The following is a 21,989-nucleotide window of genomic DNA, read 5'->3' as shown; positions in this document are numbered from 1 at the left end:
AATTACAGCATGCATTTAGCAAATGAATGGCAAGATTACGAACTTATTGACACCGGCGGCGGCGAGAAGCTGGAACGTTGGGGGGATATTATCCTACGTCGTCCAGATCCACAAATTATTTGGCCATTAGAGAATGAGACACATCAGTGGAAACAAGTACACGGACATTATCATCGCAGTTCATCCGGCGGCGGACAATGGGATTGGAAAAAAGAAATTCCTGAGCGCTGGACGATTTCGTTCGATAAATTATCTTTCTATATCAAACCTACCAGCTTCAAACACACGGGACTATTTCCCGAGCAAGCGGTGAACTGGCGTTGGATGATGAATAAAATCCAACAAGCAAATCGTCCCATTAAAGTATTAAACCTGTTCGCTTATACAGGTGGTGCTACGGTGGCTTGTGCTTATGCGGGTGCCGAAGTGTGCCACGTCGATGCGGCCAAAGGAATGGTACAATGGGCTAAAGAAAATGTTCATCTCTCAGGACTTGGGGACCGCCCCGTGCGCTTCATTACGGATGATGTATTTAAATTTGTTCAACGTGAAGAACGCCGCGGCAATAAATATGATGCGATTATTATGGACCCTCCTTCTTACGGTCGTGGACCGAACGGGGAAATGTGGAAGTTAGAAGATAACCTCTATCCTTTCCTACAGTCCTGTACACGCATTATGACGGACAACCCTCTCTTCGTTCAAATCAATTCGTATACAACAGGGCTATCCCCTACGGTATTGCACAATCTATTAAGCATGACCATGAAAGAACGCTTCGGCGGCTCCATTACTTCCGGCGAGGTTGGCATTCCGATTACGAACTCTGGTCTCAACTTGCCTTGCGGAATTTTAGGTCGTTGGGAGGCTTAAATCTTGAAGCCTGTGCATATTCTATTTGAAGACAATCATGTACTTGTCGTAGAAAAGCCGGTGAACATCCCCTCGCAAGAGGATGCAACCGGCGATCCTGACATGCTAACGATTCTTAAAGAAGACATTAAAGTTCGCTATAATAAGCCAGGGAACGTCTATCTCGGGCTTGTTCATCGTTTGGATCGGCCTGTTGGCGGAGCCATGGTCTTCGCCAAAACATCCAAGGCTGCGTCTCGCCTCTCTGAGACCGTACGCAGTCGAACCTTACACAAAGAATATATTGCCGTCGTGCATGGACATCCTCCGACCACTCATGGGAAGCTTGTTCATCATCTCCTTAAAGATGTACGGACGAATATCGTGTCTGTCGTACCGAAAGGTACACGGGATGCGAAGGAAGCTATTCTTGAATACCACGTGCTTGAACAAGCTGACGGTATGAGTCTTGTACGCGTTGTCCTGCATACAGGACGACCTCATCAAATTCGCGTTCAAATGAATGCGATCGGCTGCCCGCTCTTCGGAGATCAAAAATATGGGGCACATGTCAACAAAGCTGGCCAACAAATTGCACTCTGGTCCTTTGAGCTTGGATTCCCGCATCCTGTAACCAAAGAGTCCTTGTTGTTTCATTCCCTACCTCCTGACATGTATCCTTGGAATATATGGAGTGAATTACATGTTCAATCAAAATCCGATTTATAGGCGCAAGGCTCAACTTGCGCTTCTTTTTTTCTTCATAAGCTGCAGCTTTCTTCTGGCTAGTTGCCAGCATAACAAACAAGATGCACAGCCTGTGGATGCACAACCAAGTACGATCGTTCCTACGAGTCCGAAAAATGAATCAACAGATGCGGTGGCACAGAACGTGCAACAACCCGTCACAGACCCTTCCGAATCTGGTCCTGCGTTCGATTCAAGCACCGAGCCTGCGACACCCCCTGTAGAACATCCTATTGAAACTTACACGAAGGAAGCCAAGCTCGTCGCTGTAGGGGATATCATGATGCACATGCCGCAATTGCCATCTTACTACAATAAAGCAAAAGGCACTTATAACTTTAATCCATTTTTTACACAGGTTAAGCCGTTATTGACGCAAGGGGACTTCGTCTGGGCTAATTTAGAAACCCCGATTGCGGGAGCAGATCTAAGGTATTCAGGATTTCCGATGTTTAACGCCCCTGCTGAGGTCGCTGCGGCTTTAAAGTATGCGGGGTTCAACATTGTAAGCACGGCCAACAATCATGCCTTAGACCGCAAGGAAATCGGCGTCATTCGTACTTTAAAGCGATTGAAAGAACAAGGGCTGACCACCAAAGGAACCGCTGCCTCCCAAGCCGAAGCCAATGAACTGACGATCATCACGAAGAACGACATTCAGATGGGGATTCTTGCATATACCTACGGTACGAATGGCATTACCGTTCCTGCCGATAAATCCTATCTTATTTCCCTCATCAATCCGATTCAAATGAAACGAGATATCCAATCTCTACGCGATGCCGGAGCAGATGTTGTGGTTATTGCACTCCATTTCGGTATCGAATATCAACGGGAGCCGAGTGCGCGTCAACAACAATTAGCCCGCTCGCTGATCGAAGCAGGCGCAGATATCATCCTTGGCTCTCATACCCATGTGGTTCAACCTCTCGAAGAGGTCCATGTAACGCAGTTGGATGGAACAACACGTAAAGGTTATATTATTTATTCCATGGGTAATTTCATTTCGAATCAGAAAGATGAATACACCGATTATGGCGTGATCTTTAACGCGACCATACGCAAGACATTTCCATCGGGTGCGATTGATATTACTGACGTTACAGCCTTGCCCACATGGGTACAAAAAACCGGCACGGGAAACCAACGTAAATACGTCGTCCTGCCGGTTGAAAAGACGCTTCATGAACATAAACTTCCCTTGTCAAAATCGCAATACAGCGCACTTGCAACGAAGCTTCAAGCATTAAATAATCACATTCATTCCATGCCTGTGGTGATGCAAGCTGAAACGGAGAAAAAAGCGGGTTAGTTATTTGTAATTTTTCCGAGTAAATAAATGAATAATTGTTGATTATGAGCCGAGATGCGATTCAGAACGGAACCGATGTATTCGTTGCGAATCTGCAAACCTCGGCTCTTCTCTTGAATACCGCGCTCTGTGATTTGTATCCACACAATTCTTCGATCGACAGAATCACGTACCCTCTCAACTAATTCATTCTTTTCCATCCGATCGAGCAAAGTCGTTATCGCAGCTGGTGTCGTCTCCAAGTATGGCAGTAAATCGGAAGGCTTCATTTGTTCGCGCTGTTCCAGAACTTCCAGTACGGTAAGCTGGGATTCGGTCAGCGATGGAGCAAGTTGATCCTCCATATGATTTTGATAATCTTTGGATAGCTTTGACCAAAGTTTTACAAAGTCCGACGTGTGCATTCGTTACCTCTCCCCCTAGGACATATTCTGCGGTAGCTCTAGCTCGTCTCCATGTAGAAAATTATACCATAGAGTACCATAGGAACACATCTGATCTTTTTGACATACGATGTAATATAGGCATTCGCCCGTTAAGCTCATGCAAGACATACGTTGAAGGAGGGCTCAACATGGACCTTGATAAGCAAACGATTGCGATGAAAGCGATTGAAGCTGGAATTATAAAAGACCCACAATGGCTGGATCGTTTGGATGATACGGTCCCGCTGTGGGTTATCCTGGATATCGCGTTGAAACTGAAGGATCAATTGGATCCGCCGAATAAACCGTTTGATTAAGGAGTTTTCGTGAGAAAAACCTCTACCCTCGGTCCTTTCGAAGATGAGCGACCGCTAATCCCCCCTAAAACAAAGATACCATCCCCACAAAACGGAAGGATGGTATCTTATATGTTTTATTTCGTCCCAGCCAAACTCAATTGCCACGACACACCATATTGATCAGCTACCCAGCCGAACTTCTCGCTAAACGGGTACGCAGCCAATGGCATCAGAACAGAGCCGCCTTCAGACAATTTCGCATAAGCACGGTCAATCTCTGCTTCCGTATCGCAAGTAACAAATAAGGAAATCGCCGGTGTAAACGTAAAGTCATGCTGTACATTACTGTCTATGCACATAAATACCTGACCATGGAGCGAAAATGTTGCCTTTACTACGCTTCCTTCAGCACCGGGTTGGTTCGGGCCATAGCGCTGAATTTGAAGAATTTCAGAGTCGTCGAAGATCGAGATGTAATAATTCATAGCCTCTTCTGCTTGACCCGAGAACATCAGAAAGGTCGTAATTTTAGGTGTCGAATGACTCATTGAAAACACAGCTCCCTTATTTACATAATCAAAATCAATCTCCCAAGAAGGAAATTATAGCCGCCAAATATCTGTTATCGTCTCTTTCTTCTCCAAAGGAACGATGAGCTTCCCGATGGACTTGCGATCTTCAATCGGTGCCTGCTCTGTTACGAAAGTGTGCAGCGTACCTTCACTCGTTGCCACGGTAATGGTATACGCTTCGGTACAATGGAAAGCTCTGACTAAACGGCTGCCATTCGGACGAACACGTTTGCCTTCTTTGAACTCGAACGTAATAATACCTTTGCCTCCGCGTCCTTGCGTCATATAGTCGACAAGTAAAGATCGTTTTCCGTAACCGATATCCGTCACGACTACGATCTCCCCTTCATCCCCTTCTACCCAAATCGCAGAGATCACTTCGTCGCCATCTTTAAGTTGAATTCCACGAACACCACCGGATACCCGGCCCATCGCATTCACTTCAGACTCTTTAAATCGAATACTCATCCCATCTTTGGTCACGAGCAACAAATCTTTCATCCCATCACTCAAAGAAACGGAAATAACCTCATCTTGATCACTTACTTTACAAGCTGCGATCGCATTCGATCGATTGGTCATATATTCTTTTAAATCCGTACGCTTAACTTGTCCGCGCTTGGTGACAAATACAAGGGATTGGTTCGGTTCTTCAAAGTTCTTGATTGGAATCATATTCACGATCCGGTCTTCCTTCGAAATCGGAATGACATTCACAATCGCTGTACCATTATCTTTCCACTTGAATTCTGGAATGAGATGGGTCGGAAGCAAGAAATATTGCCCTTTATCCGTGAATAACAACATGGAATCAATCGTATTCACTTCGAGAAGATGCTTAATATAGTCTCCTTCTTTGACACCCGAGCTTTCCAGCTCACCGCCCGAACGAGTAAATGACAGCATGCTCGTACGTTTCAAATATCCCTCATTGGACATCGTAACCAATACATCTTCCGGATTAACCATCACTTCAAGGTTCACCTTGATCTCTTCGACTTCACCTTGAATAACAGAACGACGATCAATACCATACTTCTCACGGATATCTAACAACTCACTCTTGATCACGCCTACGAGCTTTTTATTGCTATCCAGGATGGAACGTAGATAATTGATCTTCTTCAAAAGTTCTTTATGTTCTTTTTCAAGAGATGTAATCTCTAAATTGGTTAAACGGTATAATTGCAAGGTTAGAATGGCATCAGCTTGGCGCTCCGTAAATTGGAACTTGTCCACTAAATTGTTCTGCGCGTCCTGACGATTCTTCGATGCCTTAATCGTCGCAATGACCTCATCCAGAATGTTCAACGCTTTGACCAGACCTTCTACAACATGCGCCCGATCCTCTGCTTTTTCCAACTCATATTGCGTACGATTCGTAACAACTTCTTTTTGATGCGCGATATACGCATTCAGAATCGCCCGAATTCCGAGCTGCACAGGCGTCTTATTGACGATGGCAACCATATTGAAGTTATACGTTACTTGCAGGTCTGTCTTCTTCAATAAGTAAGCTAGAATCCCATGCGCATCGGCATCCTTTTTCAACTCGATGACGATCCGTAGGCCTTCCCGACCGCTCTCATCTCGTACTTCGGTAATGCCCTCGACCTTTTTCTCAAGTCGGATATTCTCCATCGCCGTAACTAGACGTGCTTTCACCACTTGATAAGGAATTTCAGTAATGACGATTTGCTGACGTCCACCGCGGACATCTTCAATTTCCGTCTTCGAACGAATATAAATTCGTCCCTTTCCCGTTCGATAGGCGTCACGAATTCCGTCTTCGCCCATGATCATACCGCCCGTTGGGAAATCCGGTCCTTTGACGATTTGCATAATATCTTCCACCGTCAAATCTTCTTTCTCCATCATTGCAATACAAGCATCAATCACTTCGCGCAAATTATGAGACGGGATTTCTGTCGCAAAACCTGCGGAAATACCACTAACTCCATTCACGAGCAAGTTCGGATACCGTGCCGGAAGGACGACGGGTTCCTGTGTCGTATTATCGAAATTATCTTTAAATAGTACCGTTCGTTTATCAATATCACGCAGCAGCTCACTCGCAATCGGTGAAAGCCGGGCCTCGGTATAACGCATCGCAGCAGGGGGGTCATCATCAATGGAGCCCCAGTTGCCGTGACCGTCAACGAGCATATGTGCCATTTTCCAAGGTTGAGCCATACGTACCATACCGTCGTAAATGGATGAATCGCCATGCGGATGATAGTTACCCATCACATCCCCGACCGTCTTGGCTGATTTACGATATGGCTTGTCCGCTGTATTGCCCGAATCATACATCGCATACAGAATACGGCGTTGAACAGGCTTTAGTCCGTCACGTACATCAGGTATCGCCCGATCTTGAATAATATACTTGGAATAACGGCCAAATCGGTCTCCGACGACATCTTCTAAAAATGCTGGCAAAAACTGTTCCAATGAACTCATCTAAACTCCCCCCTTACTCTTCATATTCCGTAAAGTCAACGTTCTCAACGATCCATCGCTTACGAGGATCTACCTTGTCGCCCATCAATGTGGAAACACGGCGTTCTGCTTTGGCAGCATCCTCAATTTGAACCAGCAATAACTGACGCGATTCCGGATTCATTGTCGTTTCCCACAGTTGTTCAGGGTTCATCTCACCAAGTCCTTTATAACGTTGAAGCTCGTAGTTCTTACCGAACTCTTTCAGATAATTGTTTAATTGCTCATCTGTCCAAGCATAACGAACCGTCGTTAACTTGCCGGACTTCCTTGTAATCTTATACAAAGGAGGTTGTGCGATATAGACGCGGCCGGAGGTAATCAACGATCTCATGTACCGATAGAAGAAAGTTAATAATAACACTTGAATATGCGCTCCATCGGTATCGGCATCCGTCATGATAATCACTTTGGAATAGTTACTCTCATCACTTTCAAACTCGGTACCAACCCCTGCACCAATGGCACTAATGATTGCACGATACTCATCATTCTTCAGAATATCTGCCAATTTCGCTTTTTCAGGATTCATAGGTTTCCCTTTAAGCGGAAGGATGGCTTGAAGCTTCGAATCCCGTCCTTGCTTGGCAGAACCGCCGGCCGAATCACCCTCAACAATAAACAATTCCGTACGAGAGTAATCCTTCGATTGAGCTGGCGTTAATTTCCCGTTCAGGTTGGAGCTTTCGCTGCGTTTCTTGCCATTCCGAACATCTTCGCGAGCTTTACGCGCCGCTTCCCGCGCTTTGGAGGCTTGAACAGCCTTCTTAATCAGCATTTGTGCCACTTGCGGATTTTCTTCTAGGAATAAGGCCATCTTATCGGACACCACCGCATCCACTGCACTGCGAGCGGACACACTGCCGAGCTGATCCTTCGTCTGACCTACAAACTCCACTTCAGACATTTTGATATTGATGACTGACATCATCCCTTCACGGAGATCGTTGCCGTCAATATTCTTATCCTTTTCCTTCAGAAAAGCATTCTTGCGTGCATATTCGTTCATCGCCCGGGTGAATGCCGTTTTAAATCCTGTCTCATGCGTTCCGCCGCCGCGCGTCGGAATCGAGTTTACGAAGGAAGCGATGGTCTCGGTATATCCGTCGTTATATTGAAGGGCAACTTCAACCTCTATATCTTCTTTTTCCGCAGCAAAATGAATGACATCATGCAATACCGTTTTATCCTCATTTAAGAATTGGACAAACTGGCTTGCGCCACCCTCATAAAAGAATACATCTTGCTTATCACTACGTTCATCTTTGATCGAAACCTTCAGTCCGGAGTTCAGAAAAGCTATCTCCTGTAACCGTTCGGCTAATGTATCATAATTAAATTGAATGGAACCGTGGAATACGCGTACGTCTGGTTTGAAGGTTACTTTGGTTCCAGTACGGTTCGTGTTCCCAATGACCTCTAGTCCTGTTGACGGCGCACCCACATGCTCTTTACCGGCAGCATCCACCCAATATTCAAAACGTTGGCGATGAATCTTGCTGTCACGATAAATTTCGACTTCCAGCCATTCCGACAACGCATTGGTTACCGAGGCGCCAACCCCGTGTAATCCCCCGGATTTTTTGTAACCTGAACCACCAAATTTACCACCTGCATGCAGCATGGTAAAGACGACTTGCGGCGTAGGAATACCTGTTTTATGCATCCCTGTCGGAATACCGCGTCCATTATCAAAGACGGTAATTGAATTGTCTTTATGTAACGTCACGTCAATTTTGTTACAATATTTGGCTAAATGTTCGTCAACAGCATTGTCGACGATTTCCCATACTAAATGATGCAATCCCGATGTGCTCGTACTGCCGATATACATCCCGGGTCTCTTCCGGACGGCTACAAGCCCTTCGAGCACCTGAATGTCGTCAGCATCGTAGCCTGTCGCGGAATGTTCACGCTCTTTAGATTCGCTGTTGTACAAATCGATCTGCTCGACCATTCATGCTCCCCCTTTAAATGTCATAATTGTTCATTTTAATTCAAAATATCCTGTTTCGTAAAGACACGGAAACTTACGAACAGTGCCGCAAGTGCCCATATACTCAATATCATGAGTGAAAATATCAGATTCATCCCTTCAATTGGCGGTGGTGAACCTGCTAGATATGTCGTCAATTGTAAGTTAACCATAAATAGAAACTTCGCGCTCGGCCAGGATGATGCCATATTCGTAAGAAGGCTGCCTGCGATCAAAGCGGCCATCATCGTTACAATGCTCGCTGCTGTGCTGCGCACTAATACGGAAATCATAAAAGCAAGGATGGCCACGACCATACTGGAGAACCAAATCAATCCTCCCTGCATGACGAGGTACAACCATTGCGGCACAGGATGAACTGCTGAGTTATCCACTTCGACACCGTTGATCTGAAATCCTGTAAAAATAGGTTGATCCCATCCACCATATCCAAATACAAGCCCTGCTATTAAATAACACAACACGAATGTTGTCAATATAATCAATCCAACGAATAACGTCAACGTCAATAATTTACTAAGTAAAATCCTCCAGCGCCGAACAGGCCGTGTTAACAGCATTTTGATGGTGCCGGACGTCCGCTCCGAAGATACGATATCCGATGCCACCGCCATGACCATCAGCGGAATAAATAGGGATGAAGAATTCTCCATAAAAGAACGGACAAACGTTACGCCGTTCGGTGTGCTTGGATCAACATCATGGTCCAAATAATACTGCCACTGCTGCACCATGATCTTGCGATACTTCTTCCACTCATCAGGAACTCGATCGCTCGCCAGTGAATTTTCATTATCCGTAATTTGCTGTTGCAACGTATGCCGCCAATCCTTAAATTTCTCACGATTATTCTGAGCGACTTTCATCTGAGCATACGTGAAAATGGGAATCAGCACCAACAAGATTAAGACAATCACAAGGAAACGCTTCTTTTTGATCATCTTTATCGTTTCATTCTGGACTAAAGGAAGGATACTATTCAATAGATTCACCCTCCGTCATACGTAAAAATAACTGTTCTAGCGTAGGGTTCATCTTCTGCACGGTATGCACTTGCACGCCTGAAGCAACCATTTTACGAATAAGATCGGATGTGCGATCTGAGTTCATCTGCGTAATAATGGCATCTTGGTCAATACCCGCAAGCATGGCTTCATCAATATTTATATCGGCAATATTCACAATTTCTACATCCTTCTCGGCATGAAGCAGTTCGCGACCTTTGTGAGCAGGCTCTAATTGCCATACCACATAGTTGCTCCCTTCTTCAATCAGATCTTCTACATCTCCAACAGCCAAGACACGTCCATGGCTAATGATCGCCACGCGATCACACATCAACTGAATTTCTGTCAACAAATGACTGGATACGAAAAGAGCCATCCCTTGATCTGCAAGCTCTCGGATGAACGTACGGAGTTCCTTAATACCTTTGGGATCTAAACCATTTGTCGGCTCATCCAAAATCAATAATTTCGGACGCCCGAGCAATGCCTGCGCAATGCCAAGCCGTTGTCGCATCCCTAATGAATAAGTTTTCACTTTATCATGAATCCGTTGATCCAACCGAACAATATCTACAACTTCCTGAATTCTCGTCTGATCCACATGAGGTTGCATTCGAGCAAAATGCTCCAGGTTCTCCCATCCTGTTAGATAATTGTATACTTCCGGATTTTCAACAATACAACCCACGTGCTGCAGCGCTTGTTCGGGATCTTTATTGACATTATAACCGCAGACTTCAATCTGGCCCGATGTAGGCTTGATGAGATCTACGAGCATCCGGATCGTTGTTGTTTTCCCCGAACCATTCGGACCTAAGAAGCCAAAAATCTCGCCTGCGCGCACATCAAAGGAGACACCATGAATAATCCATTTTTTCCCGATTCGCTTCTTGACTTGATCCACTTTCAATACGATTGAATCTTCTCGATCACGCATGCTGTTCCCTCCTTATGGCGCAAGGCCTTGTATGACCCGATAAGCAATTTGTTCATATCCTAACGCATTAGGATGAAAGTGATCTGACGAAATATACGATGGCAGCGCGGCTTGGAACAAATCCGCCGTTGGAACCAACGTCATATTCGGATGCTTATTTATCGTTGCAGCAGCAAGGTTATTCCAGCGTTGTACGACGGTATCTCCGATTTGACGCATGGATTGAATATCTGCTAGCGGATTGTATAAGCCGATATAGACAATTTTGGCGTTCGGATTCAGTTCATCGATTTGTAAGAGAATCTTCTTCAAATCCTTGGAGCTCTCGTCCACTTTATCAAGGAGTGTATCTAGCTCAAATGACTGTGAAGTGAAATCCCCATCCAATGCACTGTTAAATATGTCATTACCGCCAATAGTAAGCAGAATTAAGTCTGCTTCTGTTATTGCGTTCTTGAAGCCCTGCTCATCCAATTTATGCACTAATTGGTCTGCACGCAAACCGTTAATTCCTAGATTATTCAACAGTTTAACCGGTTTATCCAGCTTCACACTTAATTGTTTGACGACTTTACGCACATATCCTTCGCCCGACGGATCTCCTGTCCCTCTTGTTAAGGAGTCCCCGATAGATGCCACCTGAATACTGGTCTTCGCAGCAAAATCCGATGTAGCTGGAGGTTGCTTCGGCGTACTTGTATCTACACTTAATTCCATCCCTTGCGGGTTGAGGATATCATTCACGCCATAACCAAAGCCAACGACGAGCAGCAACGTGGATACAATGCCTGCCATAGCAGTCCATCGCCATACGATGTTCGATTTCATCATCATCCCCCGTTCCGTTTACCTATAAAAATAATCGTTATTTCCGTATTTTGCAAATTCTCACAGAAAAAACAGGGTCCGAACACAAGTATAGAACATACATTCTCATAATGCAAAACAAAAGAGTGATCTAAAGCCTGTTCACCTTTAGACCACTCCATTTATCGTTCTACTTCAACGGACCTATTCATATTGCACAGTGATTTTGGCAGCTGCTGCTTTGGCTTGTACCCTTGCTGTATCGACATCATTAGCTGTGCTTAACGCGACAGCCATGCGGCGTCCTACTTTGGTCTCAGGCTTCCCAAAAAGCCGAACTTGGGTATTCGGTTCTGATAAAGCTTCATCTACGCCATGCAGCGAATATTTGTCAGATTCTCGATCTGCTTTGACCGTTGCCGAAGCACCAGGTGTCAATAAACGGATCGATGGGATCGGAAACCCTAAGATGGCACGTACATGCAGAGCAAATTCAGATAAATCTTGCGTAGCTAGCGTAACAAGACCCGTATCATGAGGGCGTGGGGATACTTCGCTAAAAATAATCCCGTTCTGGGTCACGAATAATTCTACGCCATATAAACCATAACCCCCAAGTGCATCTGTCACCGTCTTCGCGATATGCTGAGCTTCAGCAATTTGATCCGCTGTGATGTGATGAGGCTGCCAAGACTCGATATAGTCACCGTCTTTTTGAATATGACCGATCGGTTGACAATAAGTTGTACCCGATACAGATCGAACCGTAAGCAATGTAATTTCAGATTCGAATGGGATAAATTCTTCAATAATCACACGCGTCTTTTTGGCGCGTCCGCCTTCCATAGCCAACGTCCAACAATGCTCCATATCCGCAGGCGTCTTACATACACTTTGGCCTTTACCCGAGGAACTCATCAGCGGTTTAATGACGCACGGTGTTCCGATAACGGCTACAGCTTCTTTCAATTGCTCCAAGCTATCCGCGAATTCATACTTTGCTGTCGGAAGGTCTAAGGTTTCGGAAGCTAATCGACGAATCCCTTCCCGATCCATCGTCAATCGCGTGGCGTTCGCTGTAGGGATAACGCGATACCCTTCTTGTTCCAATTCAACCAAGGTTGCTGTTGCTATCGCTTCAATTTCAGGTACGATGAGATCTGGCTTCTCTTGTTCAATGATACGGCGTATTTCCTCACCGTCCAGCATGTTCGTCACATAACTCCGATGTGCTACATGCATCGCAGGTGCGTTCGCGTACCGATCTACGGCGATGGTCTCAACACCTAGTCTTTGGGCCTCAATGATCACTTCTTTACCTAGTTCGCCTGAACCAAGCAATAACATTTTCTTCGCTGCGTTTGAGTAAGGAGCACTTAACACTTGTCCCATCTGTCGAACCTCCACAATCAATATCTACCATTGTGCTGTCTTTTATCCAAAATTGCAAGTTTTGATGATAGAATAGAAGGATATATACAAGCCACAATTTTTGACGCCGCTCCTACCGATGTAATGACATCCGATGCTGGGTTAGGTATTGGCGCGAATGCGATTCAAGTCCTTGCGAAGCTCCAGTTGAAAGATTCTTTTCTCCGTGTGGACCAGACGCTAAATTCGATACAATTCCTCTTGTACGCCAAACGAAAGTCGTTTTCGAATGGCGAAAACAAATATTCAGATGGAGTAAAAACATAAGTTGTATAGCACCCTCGATCTTTCGATCGAACCGTCTTCTTCTCACCTTGATGCTATGTTGGATTTATGTAAGATAGGACGTCCCAATGAGCCTTGTTTCTCATCTATAATGGATTTATACAGCATAAGAGCCACGAATTAAGGATCTCTAGCGATTTCATCGTTTTATGTTGGTAATATACAATATAGACGCTCAAATATAGGAAAATCCGTTAAAGTTATTGGATTTATACAATATAGCAATTTTCATACAAGAAAAACTCCATCGTCCATCATATCCAAGCTTCGAACCACGTTAAGCGGTATGTCTTTCGTTTCTTTGACACGGGTGACATCGTTTATCATCCTCTCCAGACATGCTCTTGCCGTGGTACCCTTCGCACACCAGCAGCTTAAAGCTATTTCGAGGATCTCCACATTTGCGGAATTTCTCTACTTCCTTTAGAACATTTGGACGAAGCTTGTTTTTATGTTTCGTAACAAAGTAATCCCAATGTCTATGCTCATCAAACTTATGTGATAAACAAACGCCCGGTGATTCACTCGATCATCGGGCGTTAATTGTTCCGCTTATACGTCAACAGCGATTGGAGTTGGGATACGCGTTGAATTCTCTTTTGCCTGCTCCTGTTCTGCCATACGCAGCCGTTTCTGACCTCTCCAACGCATGAAGACCAGAATCCCGCGCAAGTACTCATCTGCAATCATACAACCATAGATTCCTACCAATCCCCAACCTAGATGAATGCCTAACACATAAGATAGACCCGTAGCCACAAGCCACATGGAGATAATCGCGGTCATCATGGTATAGCGCGTATCCCCTATCGCATTCAGACAGTTGCCCATCGCCATGTTTAACATTTTCCCCGGCTGCAATAAGAGATTTAGTCCGAGTAACGAAGCACCTAGCGCGATGATTTCGGTATCCGATGTGAACAAACCAAGGAAATGTTTACCGAACAGATAAATGACAAAGGCATTTAATGTCACTAATATTAGCCCAATGCCCAATGCTCGATAGGCACTTTTATACGCCTCTTTCGTTCGTTTGGCCCCAAATAAATGCGCGACTTGAATTTGAACGGCCATCGCAATCGAAGAACCTAACATAAAGCAGAAGGATTCGAGTGTGTTCATGTAAGTTCTTGCCGCCATTTCCTTCGAGCCCAGTATGGAGATGAACGAGAAAATGATCAGCTGGGAAAACACCCAACAAGCCATATTAATGCCTAACGGCCAAGCGATCTTCAGTACTTCCCGGAATAGCTTGGTATCAACAGCGAACATCTCCCGCAGCATGACTCTTCGTTCGAATGAATACATGAACATAATAACCAAGAACACCGTGGCAAGCAGTCGACTAATTAATGTCGAGATGGCTACCCCCGTTAAACCCCATTGCGGAAATCCGAATGCACCGAAGATAAACGAGTAATTCAAGAAAATATGAACGACGTTCATGCCTAACGCGAGATACATCGGACCTTTGGTATTCCCCGTATTCCGGATGACCGTGCTTAAGGTAGACATCATCGCGGTCAGCACCATGCCTCCGCCAACAATCGAGATATACACCTTGCCTAGAGGCAACAAATGCTCTGGCAACTGTAATACGCGTGCAATTTGAACAGGAAAGGCAATGAGAATCATACTTAGAATCAACCCAATGCCTGTTGAGGCTGTGACCGCCATCATCCCAATCGTGCGCGCCTGATCCTTCTGCCTTGAACCAAGCTTTTGCGCGATGAGAATTCCCGCACCACTTGCTACCGTCGTAAATAAAATCATGAGTGCATTAAACAATTGATTCGAAAATCCAACCACCGCGACAGCGTCATCTGAGATTCGACTGACCATCAACGTATCGGCTGCACCCAGTAAAAACTGCAAGAATAGCTCTATAAAAATAGGCCATGCAAGCACCCACATTGTAAATTTCTTATTATCCTTATTCACGAAACAAACCTCCTGATGCGAAAAAATATGGCGAGATAGATCGATTAAATTATAGATGGTATACTGTTTAAAGAATATTAAGAAATCAACTTAATTTTATAAAATTCAAACCTGCCGTAGATAAGGAAAAAGGTGACAAAATGCAAACGCTTCAATTCACGGCTCCACCGCTTCCACACTATATTACTAGCGGTCTCCACACGAATAAAGTCGGCCAGATCCACCCTGGTCGAAGAAATATCAATGTGTTCGATTTACTGCTTGTCAAAAAAGGTACGCTGTTCATGGAGGAAGAACAGGAAACCTTTGAAGTCCGAGAAAATCATGCACTTATCCTGTTACCTGACCGATATCACAGCGGTACCAAGCCGGGCCTTATCGATACGGAATATTACTGGCTTCACTTTCAAACGGAGGGCATGTGGACAACGATCCATACGAATCATCATCTACAATCCGTCAAGGAAGAGCAGCCGAAACCGCCTCATTCCGCATTTCTAACTCGTACCTTTCATCTGTATGTCCCCCAGTTCACTGCAATGGATCAACCGCAAAAAGCCTTTGATCTGATTGATCAGCTAACTTCGTTAAATGAAGGACTAAACATGCATCAGATTCGATGGCAGCAGCAGGTACTCTTCCAAGAATTGCTTCAACGGATCTCGGCTTCTATGCAAATTCAAACAACCAATACCTCGAGGCAATGTGCAGAACTTGCTGCCGCTTATCTTCGCCGACATTATCAAGAGGAGATCACTGCCGCGCAGTTAGGCGAGAATACGAATTTCCATCCTGTATACATTGCACGATGTATGCATCGTCAATTCGGATGTTCACCGATGGAGTACTTGCAACGGTATCGGATTGATCAGTCCAAGCTTTTGTTACTACAGACGGACTATTCCATCGCTCGAGTAGCCGAAGAAGTTGGCTTTAACCAAGGCGCTTATTTCACTTCATGCTTCACGAAATTTGAGGGGATATCCCCTAGCAAATATCGTCAACGGTTTCGATAATCTAAGGCATGACAAAGGGCGGTACCACCGGATAAGAGTGGTACCGCCCCTTCATGTGAACTTATAAGAATCGGTATTGCGCTTCAATGAGTCCAAAATACGTGCCGCGCTGCTGCATGAGCTGCTCGTGTGTCCCTTGTTCTTGAATACGTCCATGATCCAATACGACAATGTGATCCGCATGGCGAATCGTTGAGAGTCGATGCGCAATCATGAAGGACGTACGTCCTTGAAGCAATGTTTTTAAGGCTTCTTGAATCTTGACTTCCGTCTCGGTGTCAATACTTGCTGTCGCTTCATCCAGGATCAGTATCCGTGGATCTGCGAGCAAGGCACGAGCGAAGGATAGCAACTGACGTTGACCCATCGAGAGCACATTCCCCCGCTCTTCGACTTCGGTATCGTATCCTTTCGGCATCGTAGCAATGAACTCATGCGCATTGACTGCCTTCGCCGCTGCTTCAACTTCCTCATCCGTTGCATCCAAGCGACCGAATCGAATGTTATCACGAATGGTGCCCGAGAAGATAAAGGTATCCTGCATGACGATCCCAATTTGCGAACGTAGACTTTCAATCGTGACGTTCCGAATATCCACGCCATCGACTAGAATTCTTCCTTCTACCGGATCATAGAACCGGCTCAACAAGTTAATAATCGTACTTTTACCGGATCCCGTATGACCTACGAGCGCAATGGATTGACCTGCCTTGACGTCTAAGGAGATACCTTTTAACGCGTGTCGGCCCTTTTCATATTCAAAGACGATATGATCAAAGTTTACGTCACCTTTAATTTTATCCAATACTTTGGCATTGTTGTGTTCGGCTACATTCGGTTCTTCATCCAAGTATTCAAAAATACGTTCAGAAGAGGCCATCGCGACGAGTAACTGCGAATACATTTGCCCGAGTCGGTTAATCGGATCCCAGAAGTTCCCTACGTAGTTCGCGAATGCGACTAACAAACCTACGGTAATCGCTTCTGCCTGAAGCAAATGTGCGCCATACCAGAACAAGATGAACGTTCCGAGCGCTCCTGTAATCTCAATTACGGGTCCAAACGATTGGTTCATGGCTGTAGCATGATCCCATGATTTCCGATTGACATTATTCATCTCATTGAAGAAGTTAATGTTCTCTTTCTCTTGCGTGTACGCTTGCGTTACACGAATCCCTTGGATCGCTTCGTTCAAGTGCGAGTTAATCCGCGACTGCTTCACACGTACATCCTGCCAAGCATGACGAATTTTCTTACGCAATTTCGTCGAGACGATAAACATCAACGGAACGGTAATCATCACCGCAATCGCCAATTTCACATTTAAGAATAATAAGATCACGATAATCCCTGCTAATTGCACGCAGTCAATCAACGAGTTGACAACCCCGTTCGTGAACAAGTCTTGCAACGAGTTCACATCATTCGTAATCCGTACAAGCACAGACCCTGCAGGTCTTGTATCGTAGAAACGGAAAGATAATTTCTGAATATGGCGGAACAACGCAGAGCGTAAATCATAAATGACGCGTTGACCGATGATATTCGTGAACTTAATCCGGTACGTATTCGCTGCCCATTGGATAATATAAAGTACTAATACAACTGCTGTATAAATATAGAGCAGCGAGTACTGCTTATCTCCCGTTAGCGAAGGCGTAATCGCTCTATCAATCGCCAGACTGATAATGAGCGGTACGGCGAGACGCGTAATGGTACCCAGCACCATCATGATGATAATGACAGGAAGCATTTGCTTCGCATACGGTCTCATGAAAGCAAAGAGTCTTCTGAACTGTGTCCAGTTAAATGATTTTTCAATGACTATATCATCTTGATAAACAAAACGTTGATTTTTCGTACGTTTCACTTCGGCTTCTTGACTTTGTGCACTCATGATGTCACCTGCTTTCCTGCGACAATCGATTCGAGTTCATCACGATCGGCATATTGGATATCATACACATCTCGGTATGGACCTGCTTGTTGAATCAATTCTTCATGTTTACCGCGCTGCACAATGGATCCTTGATCTAAGACTAGAATTTCATGAGCATGCCGTAAGGAAGAGATACGATGGGCGATGATGAAGGTCGTTCTGCCTTTCATGACTTCGCGGAAGCCGGATTGAATTTCATGTTCCGTTTCCATATCGACCGCACTCGTTGCATCGTCTAAAATTAATATTTTCGGATTTATCAATAAGGCGCGTGCAATCGCGATCCGCTGCTTCTGGCCTCCAGACAAGCCCATTCCCCGCTCGCCGACAACCGTGTTATACCCCTCAGGCAGTTCTGTGATGAAATCATGGGCTTTGGCTAATTTCGCTGCCCTTTCAATCTGCTCATCCGATACATCTCGTAATCCATAGGATATATTATTGCGAATCGTTGCTGAGAATAGGAATGTCTCTTGGAATACCGTAGCGATTTCTCTGCGCAAGCTCTCAACCGAGATATCGCGAATATCTACGCCATCCAATGTGACCTTGCCTTCCTGTACATCATAAGCCCGCATGATCAGCGAAATAACCGTTGATTTCCCGGATCCTGTTCCGCCTAGCAAACCGATAATTTTTCCTGGAGGTGCGTCTAAATCGATATGATGCACCGAATGCTGTTCATTAAGATATCCGAAGGATACGTTTTCAAAACGAACATGGCCTTTCACTTGACTCCGCTCCAATGTGACCGCATCTTCTGCATCTTGAACATCGATAGGCTGATCAAGCAATTCTAGAATCCGTTCGCCGGACGCCTTCGATTGCGTGTAGTTGTTGATATGATATCCTATACCCCACATCGGGCCTACGATATACCAAATCATACTGAAGAATGCAACAAGTTCACCTAAGGTAAGCTTCCCATTCATGACTAGCGTACCGCCGTATCCGAGCAGGATGACGATACTCATACATGCCAGAATCTCCATCACCGGAAAGTAGGATCCCCACAACATCGCCGTGCGAATTTGGTTCGCCTTATACAATTCATTCTTAGTGGAGAATTTATCCACTTCATACGATTCCCGTGCAAAAGATTTGACCGTTCTTACCCCTGTAATATTCTCTTGAACCGCTGTCGTCAATTGACTCATCGCTTGACGCATTTCACGGAACGCAGGGTGAATTTTTGATTCAAATCGAATCGCCGTGTAAGCTAACAACGGAATACATACCAGCGTAATCAGCGTTAGCTGCCAGTTAATCGAGATCATCATGATACCGCCGAACAAAATCATCAGGAACATATTCAGAATTTGCGCGAATCCAAATCCGACAAAGTTACGAATAGCTTCCAGGTCGCCTGTGAGACGTGACATTAGGTCTCCTGTTTTGGCTGTGTCATAATATCGGTATGACAGATACTGCAATTTCTCATAACAAGCATTACGCATCACGTAAGCGACGCGGTTTCCTAGACGGCCTCCAAAAAAGCCGTGTAAGAACTGTAAACAACCCTTAATACTGACAACGATGAGTACAGCGAACGATAACTGGGGCACAATCCCATAATTTTTGTTACCGATTACATCATCGATTAAGATCCGGAGCAAATTCGGATAGACCAGTCCTAGCGCCGTTGCCACAATCAAGCAGATGATCGACAAAAATAAAAATCGCCGATGTGGCCAATAAAAAGTTTTAAGTCTCCTGAAAACGTCCATGTTCTCTCTCCCTTTTCTGTAAAACTTTTTTAGCTTCATGCAGTTTAACATCATGCTTTCATCACTTCAAAGAGAATTTAAGCTCATTTACTCCCATTAACCACATTCTACCGACAAAATGAAGAACAAATGTACGATGTTCTTTGATATCATCGAAATACATCCCGTTTGGTGGCTTTCTTTAAAAAAGGCAAAAAGAAACGCCGCACGAATACTCCATTTGTACGAGGTTTCTATGTTTTTATAAAATATTTTGAAATTTTATGCGGACCGAATGTTCTGAATTAATCGTTCCAGCTGCTCGATATTCGCCTGTTGTGTAAGGGTCGTACGAATCCCTTCGCTTTGCTCAGCAATTGCATAATGCAATTGATTTGCATAAGCCTGAAGCATTCGTTCCGAGTACGCTGCATAATGGGCGATAAATCGTTGTTCATGCGCAAAGACAGCGGATTGCATCGGATCCTGATAGGCGGATTCGACCAGCTGCCGCATTTTGGCTTTTCCATCTCCCTCAAAAAATGCCTTCGGATTCTTAAAGATCGACCACATCTGCTTTGCGTCCAAATTTGGTGACAACAGGGATTCCTCAACAGCGGGAGGTGCGTCCTCTATCGCTTGTAATGCGATTGGCTCGAAACTTGGGAGCGCCTCTTGGACGGCCCGTGTCACTTCCTCTGCATGCTTCGCGGATAGTTGGCGAACTTTTTGCTCTAAACGCAGCGTCGTGGCTAGCAGCTCTTGCGATAATTCCATGGCTAGCAACCGATGGAGCTCGAGTGAGCAGCTTCGTAACGCTAATCTTAGATCTTGGCCATCGTTACGCAGCGTTGCTGGATTGAAACCATAGTGGAAAAGATCTCCGAATCGGTACCGAATGCGCTGCTTCACGTAATACAACAGCTCTTGTGTTTCTTGGGCGATGAGAGGCTGATCCGCTTCGTGTCTATTCGGCAATGCAACACATCGTTCAAGGGCTTGTTGCTCGTTCACGTGGAGCTGTCCCAACTGCCGCTGTTTCTCAACCTCATCTGCCTGTGCCGCTTCGATCCATTGACGGATCATCTTCTCTGCACGAAGCAAATCCTGCTCTCCGGATTGAATGGCCATTTGACCCAATTCTTCCATCGAAAAACGAATAAACTCTTGTTCGAACACAGGTAACCCAGACTGTGATAATGCGACATGATCGCCAGACCATTTCGCGTCCAGGGCTTGAATACTAGATACCGGGTAGAGCCTCGGGAATCGAATCCCGTAGGTCTGCAATTGACTTTCTACATATTGAAGTACGCCATGCAATTCGTCCTCTGAGCTTGCCAGATCTGCCGCATTAACGATAAAGAACATTTTATCGAGCTCAAAGGCATCCTTCACCCTGCCAAGCTGTTGAAGAAATTGCCGATCCGCTTGGGAAAAGGCATGATTATAATAAGTTACGAACAGAATCGCATCCGCATTCTTTATATAATTAAACGACACACCGGTATGACGGGCATTGATGGAATCTGCTCCCGGGGTATCCACCAGCACAATCCCTTGATCTGTCAATGGACAGCTGTAATGCAAGTGAATCACATGGACGAAGCAAGATTTGTCTTCTTCAGCCACATATGCCCGATACGCTTCCAGGTCTGCTGCAAAGCTCTTGCCAAGCTGTGGTTCCGCGTGACTCCATCCCTTGCCTACGGCTTTCAGAAAGCTATAATGCGGACGTCCTGAAGGTTGAACTTGATCGGGCTTCAAATTTCGAATGATCTCAAGCAGCCGATCTTCAGCTGGCATCTCTAAGCCTAGCATGGAGAGTGAGAACGCTATGTCCTCGAGCATAGATGCTTTGGATTTCATCTGAATCTCCGCAGTTCCATGCGGAAAGGCTTCCGTCGGCGCCATCAACTGATTAATGGCCGCTGTCGTCGGGTTCGGCGATACCGGCAGGACGTCTTCGCCAATCAGTGCATTGGCGAACGACGATTTGCCTGCGCTGAATGCGCCGAACAACGCGATTGTGAAGCGGCTGTCGTCGAGCCGCTCTGCTTTCTTCAGCAAGCCCGCCCCAAGCGATTTCATCGCCGGGAAGGGCGCTAGCAGCGCCTGCGCGCTGCGCAGCCGTGCTGCCGCGCTGCGCGCAGCTTCGCGCACGCGTGCCGCTGCGCTAGCCGGCGCGGHGCTNDGRYANAGTATHNATSSGYAS

General features: G+C 45.4%; 18 protein-coding genes and 1 pseudogene. 6 read left to right on the top strand and 13 right to left on the bottom strand.

The features are described from left to right. The first annotated feature begins 9 nt into the window (after positions 1 to 9). Genes BVG16_RS29600 through BVG16_RS29590 form a run of 3 tightly spaced genes read left to right on the top strand, consistent with a single transcriptional unit; the run spans position 10 to position 2,911 of the window. Positions 10 to 873 (top strand): class I SAM-dependent methyltransferase, encoded by an 864-nt coding sequence (locus BVG16_RS29600; RefSeq protein ID WP_078502806.1) that lies wholly within the window; start codon positions 10 to 12, stop codon positions 871 to 873. Between the two features lie 3 nt (positions 874 to 876). Next, the gene (locus BVG16_RS29595) at positions 877 to 1,581 is read left to right on the top strand and encodes an RluA family pseudouridine synthase (protein WP_078502805.1); all 705 of its coding nucleotides are present in this window, start codon (positions 877 to 879) and stop codon (positions 1,579 to 1,581) included. Continuing rightward, positions 1,556 to 2,911: a CapA family protein gene (locus tag BVG16_RS29590; RefSeq protein WP_078502804.1), complete on the top strand. Its 1,356-nt coding sequence runs from the start codon at positions 1,556 to 1,558 to the stop codon at positions 2,909 to 2,911. The genes BVG16_RS29595 and BVG16_RS29590 overlap by 26 nt, the downstream gene beginning before the upstream one ends. Here the strand turns inward: BVG16_RS29590 and BVG16_RS29585 are convergent. Continuing rightward, positions 2,908 to 3,315, bottom strand: coding sequence for a MarR family winged helix-turn-helix transcriptional regulator (locus BVG16_RS29585; protein ID WP_078502803.1), 408 nt, complete (start codon positions 3,313 to 3,315; stop codon positions 2,908 to 2,910). The two genes, BVG16_RS29590 and BVG16_RS29585, sit on opposite strands and share 4 nt — an antisense overlap. Before the next feature lie 170 nt (positions 3,316 to 3,485). On the opposite strand from BVG16_RS29585, the gene BVG16_RS33220 reads away from it, so the two are divergent. Then, positions 3,486 to 3,653 (top strand): hypothetical protein, encoded by a 168-nt coding sequence (locus tag BVG16_RS33220; protein WP_198957554.1) that lies wholly within the window; start codon positions 3,486 to 3,488, stop codon positions 3,651 to 3,653. 116 nt (positions 3,654 to 3,769) lie between these two features. Here BVG16_RS33220 and BVG16_RS29580 read toward each other — a convergent pair whose 3' ends face one another. From BVG16_RS29580 to purT, 7 genes are all read right to left on the bottom strand, one after another. After that, the gene (locus BVG16_RS29580) at positions 3,770 to 4,183 is read right to left on the bottom strand and encodes a VOC family protein (protein ID WP_078502802.1); all 414 of its coding nucleotides are present in this window, start codon (positions 4,181 to 4,183) and stop codon (positions 3,770 to 3,772) included. Between the two features lie 54 nt (positions 4,184 to 4,237). After that, entirely contained in the window at positions 4,238 to 6,670 is a 2,433-nt protein-coding gene (gene gyrA / locus BVG16_RS29575) for a DNA gyrase subunit A (RefSeq protein ID WP_078502801.1), read from the bottom strand. Between the two features lie 13 nt (positions 6,671 to 6,683). Further along, positions 6,684 to 8,666 carry a DNA topoisomerase IV subunit B gene (parE, locus tag BVG16_RS29570; RefSeq protein ID WP_078502800.1) on the bottom strand — a complete coding sequence of 661 codons (1,983 nt, stop codon included), beginning with the start codon at positions 8,664 to 8,666 and terminating at the stop codon, positions 6,684 to 6,686. Between the two features lie 35 nt (positions 8,667 to 8,701). Further along, positions 8,702 to 9,688: an ABC transporter permease gene (locus BVG16_RS29565; protein ID WP_078502799.1), complete on the bottom strand. Its 987-nt coding sequence runs from the start codon at positions 9,686 to 9,688 to the stop codon at positions 8,702 to 8,704. Beyond that, positions 9,681 to 10,649: an ABC transporter ATP-binding protein gene (locus BVG16_RS29560; RefSeq protein WP_078502798.1), complete on the bottom strand. Its 969-nt coding sequence runs from the start codon at positions 10,647 to 10,649 to the stop codon at positions 9,681 to 9,683. The genes BVG16_RS29565 and BVG16_RS29560 overlap by 8 nt, the downstream gene beginning before the upstream one ends. A gap of 12 nt (positions 10,650 to 10,661) precedes the next feature. Further along, on the bottom strand, positions 10,662 to 11,483 hold the full coding sequence (locus BVG16_RS29555; protein ID WP_233147210.1) for a GDSL-type esterase/lipase family protein: 822 nt from the start codon (positions 11,481 to 11,483) through the stop codon (positions 10,662 to 10,664). Between the two features lie 177 nt (positions 11,484 to 11,660). Then, entirely contained in the window at positions 11,661 to 12,839 is a 1,179-nt protein-coding gene (gene purT / locus BVG16_RS29550) for a formate-dependent phosphoribosylglycinamide formyltransferase (RefSeq protein WP_198957555.1), read from the bottom strand. On the opposite strand from purT, the gene BVG16_RS32620 reads away from it, so the two are divergent. After that, the gene (locus BVG16_RS32620) at positions 12,840 to 13,154 is read left to right on the top strand and encodes a hypothetical protein (protein WP_144027535.1); all 315 of its coding nucleotides are present in this window, start codon (positions 12,840 to 12,842) and stop codon (positions 13,152 to 13,154) included. Positions 13,155 to 13,521: 367 nt separating this feature from the next. On the opposite strand, the pseudogene BVG16_RS34220 reads toward BVG16_RS32620, so the two are convergent. Both BVG16_RS34220 and BVG16_RS29545 read right to left on the bottom strand, forming a co-directional pair. Further along, positions 13,522 to 13,665 (bottom strand): annotated as a pseudogene (locus BVG16_RS34220) (IS91 family transposase); the annotation flags it as partial. Between the two features lie 59 nt (positions 13,666 to 13,724). Continuing rightward, positions 13,725 to 15,086, bottom strand: coding sequence for an MATE family efflux transporter (locus tag BVG16_RS29545; RefSeq protein ID WP_078502850.1), 1,362 nt, complete (start codon positions 15,084 to 15,086; stop codon positions 13,725 to 13,727). Between the two features lie 167 nt (positions 15,087 to 15,253). Between BVG16_RS29545 and BVG16_RS29540 the strand changes: the two genes are divergently transcribed. Next, complete coding sequence (locus BVG16_RS29540; RefSeq protein WP_078502795.1) at positions 15,254 to 16,129, top strand: AraC family transcriptional regulator; 876 nt, start codon at positions 15,254 to 15,256, stop codon at positions 16,127 to 16,129. A 61-nt stretch (positions 16,130 to 16,190) separates the two neighbouring features. On the opposite strand, the gene BVG16_RS29535 is transcribed toward BVG16_RS29540, so the two are convergent. The 3 genes from BVG16_RS29535 to BVG16_RS29525 form a co-directional block, all read right to left on the bottom strand. Then, positions 16,191 to 18,026 (bottom strand): ABC transporter ATP-binding protein, encoded by a 1,836-nt coding sequence (locus tag BVG16_RS29535; protein ID WP_078502794.1) that lies wholly within the window; start codon positions 18,024 to 18,026, stop codon positions 16,191 to 16,193. Continuing rightward, positions 18,023 to 19,795: an ABC transporter ATP-binding protein gene (locus BVG16_RS29530; RefSeq protein ID WP_078502793.1), complete on the bottom strand. Its 1,773-nt coding sequence runs from the start codon at positions 19,793 to 19,795 to the stop codon at positions 18,023 to 18,025. Before BVG16_RS29530 ends, BVG16_RS29535 begins: the two co-directional genes overlap by 4 nt. A gap of 261 nt (positions 19,796 to 20,056) precedes the next feature. Further along, positions 20,057 to 21,865: a dynamin family protein gene (locus BVG16_RS29525; RefSeq protein ID WP_456299484.1), complete on the bottom strand. Its 1,809-nt coding sequence runs from the start codon at positions 21,863 to 21,865 to the stop codon at positions 20,057 to 20,059. Between the last annotated feature and the right edge of the window lie 124 nt (positions 21,866 to 21,989).

The organism is Paenibacillus selenitireducens (genome assembly GCF_002021565.1).
GTDB lineage: Bacteria > Bacillota > Bacilli > Paenibacillales > Paenibacillaceae > Paenibacillus_K > Paenibacillus_K selenitireducens.
The sequence above is the reverse complement of the archived record's forward strand: the minus strand, read 5'-3'. Positions and strand labels throughout refer to the sequence as shown.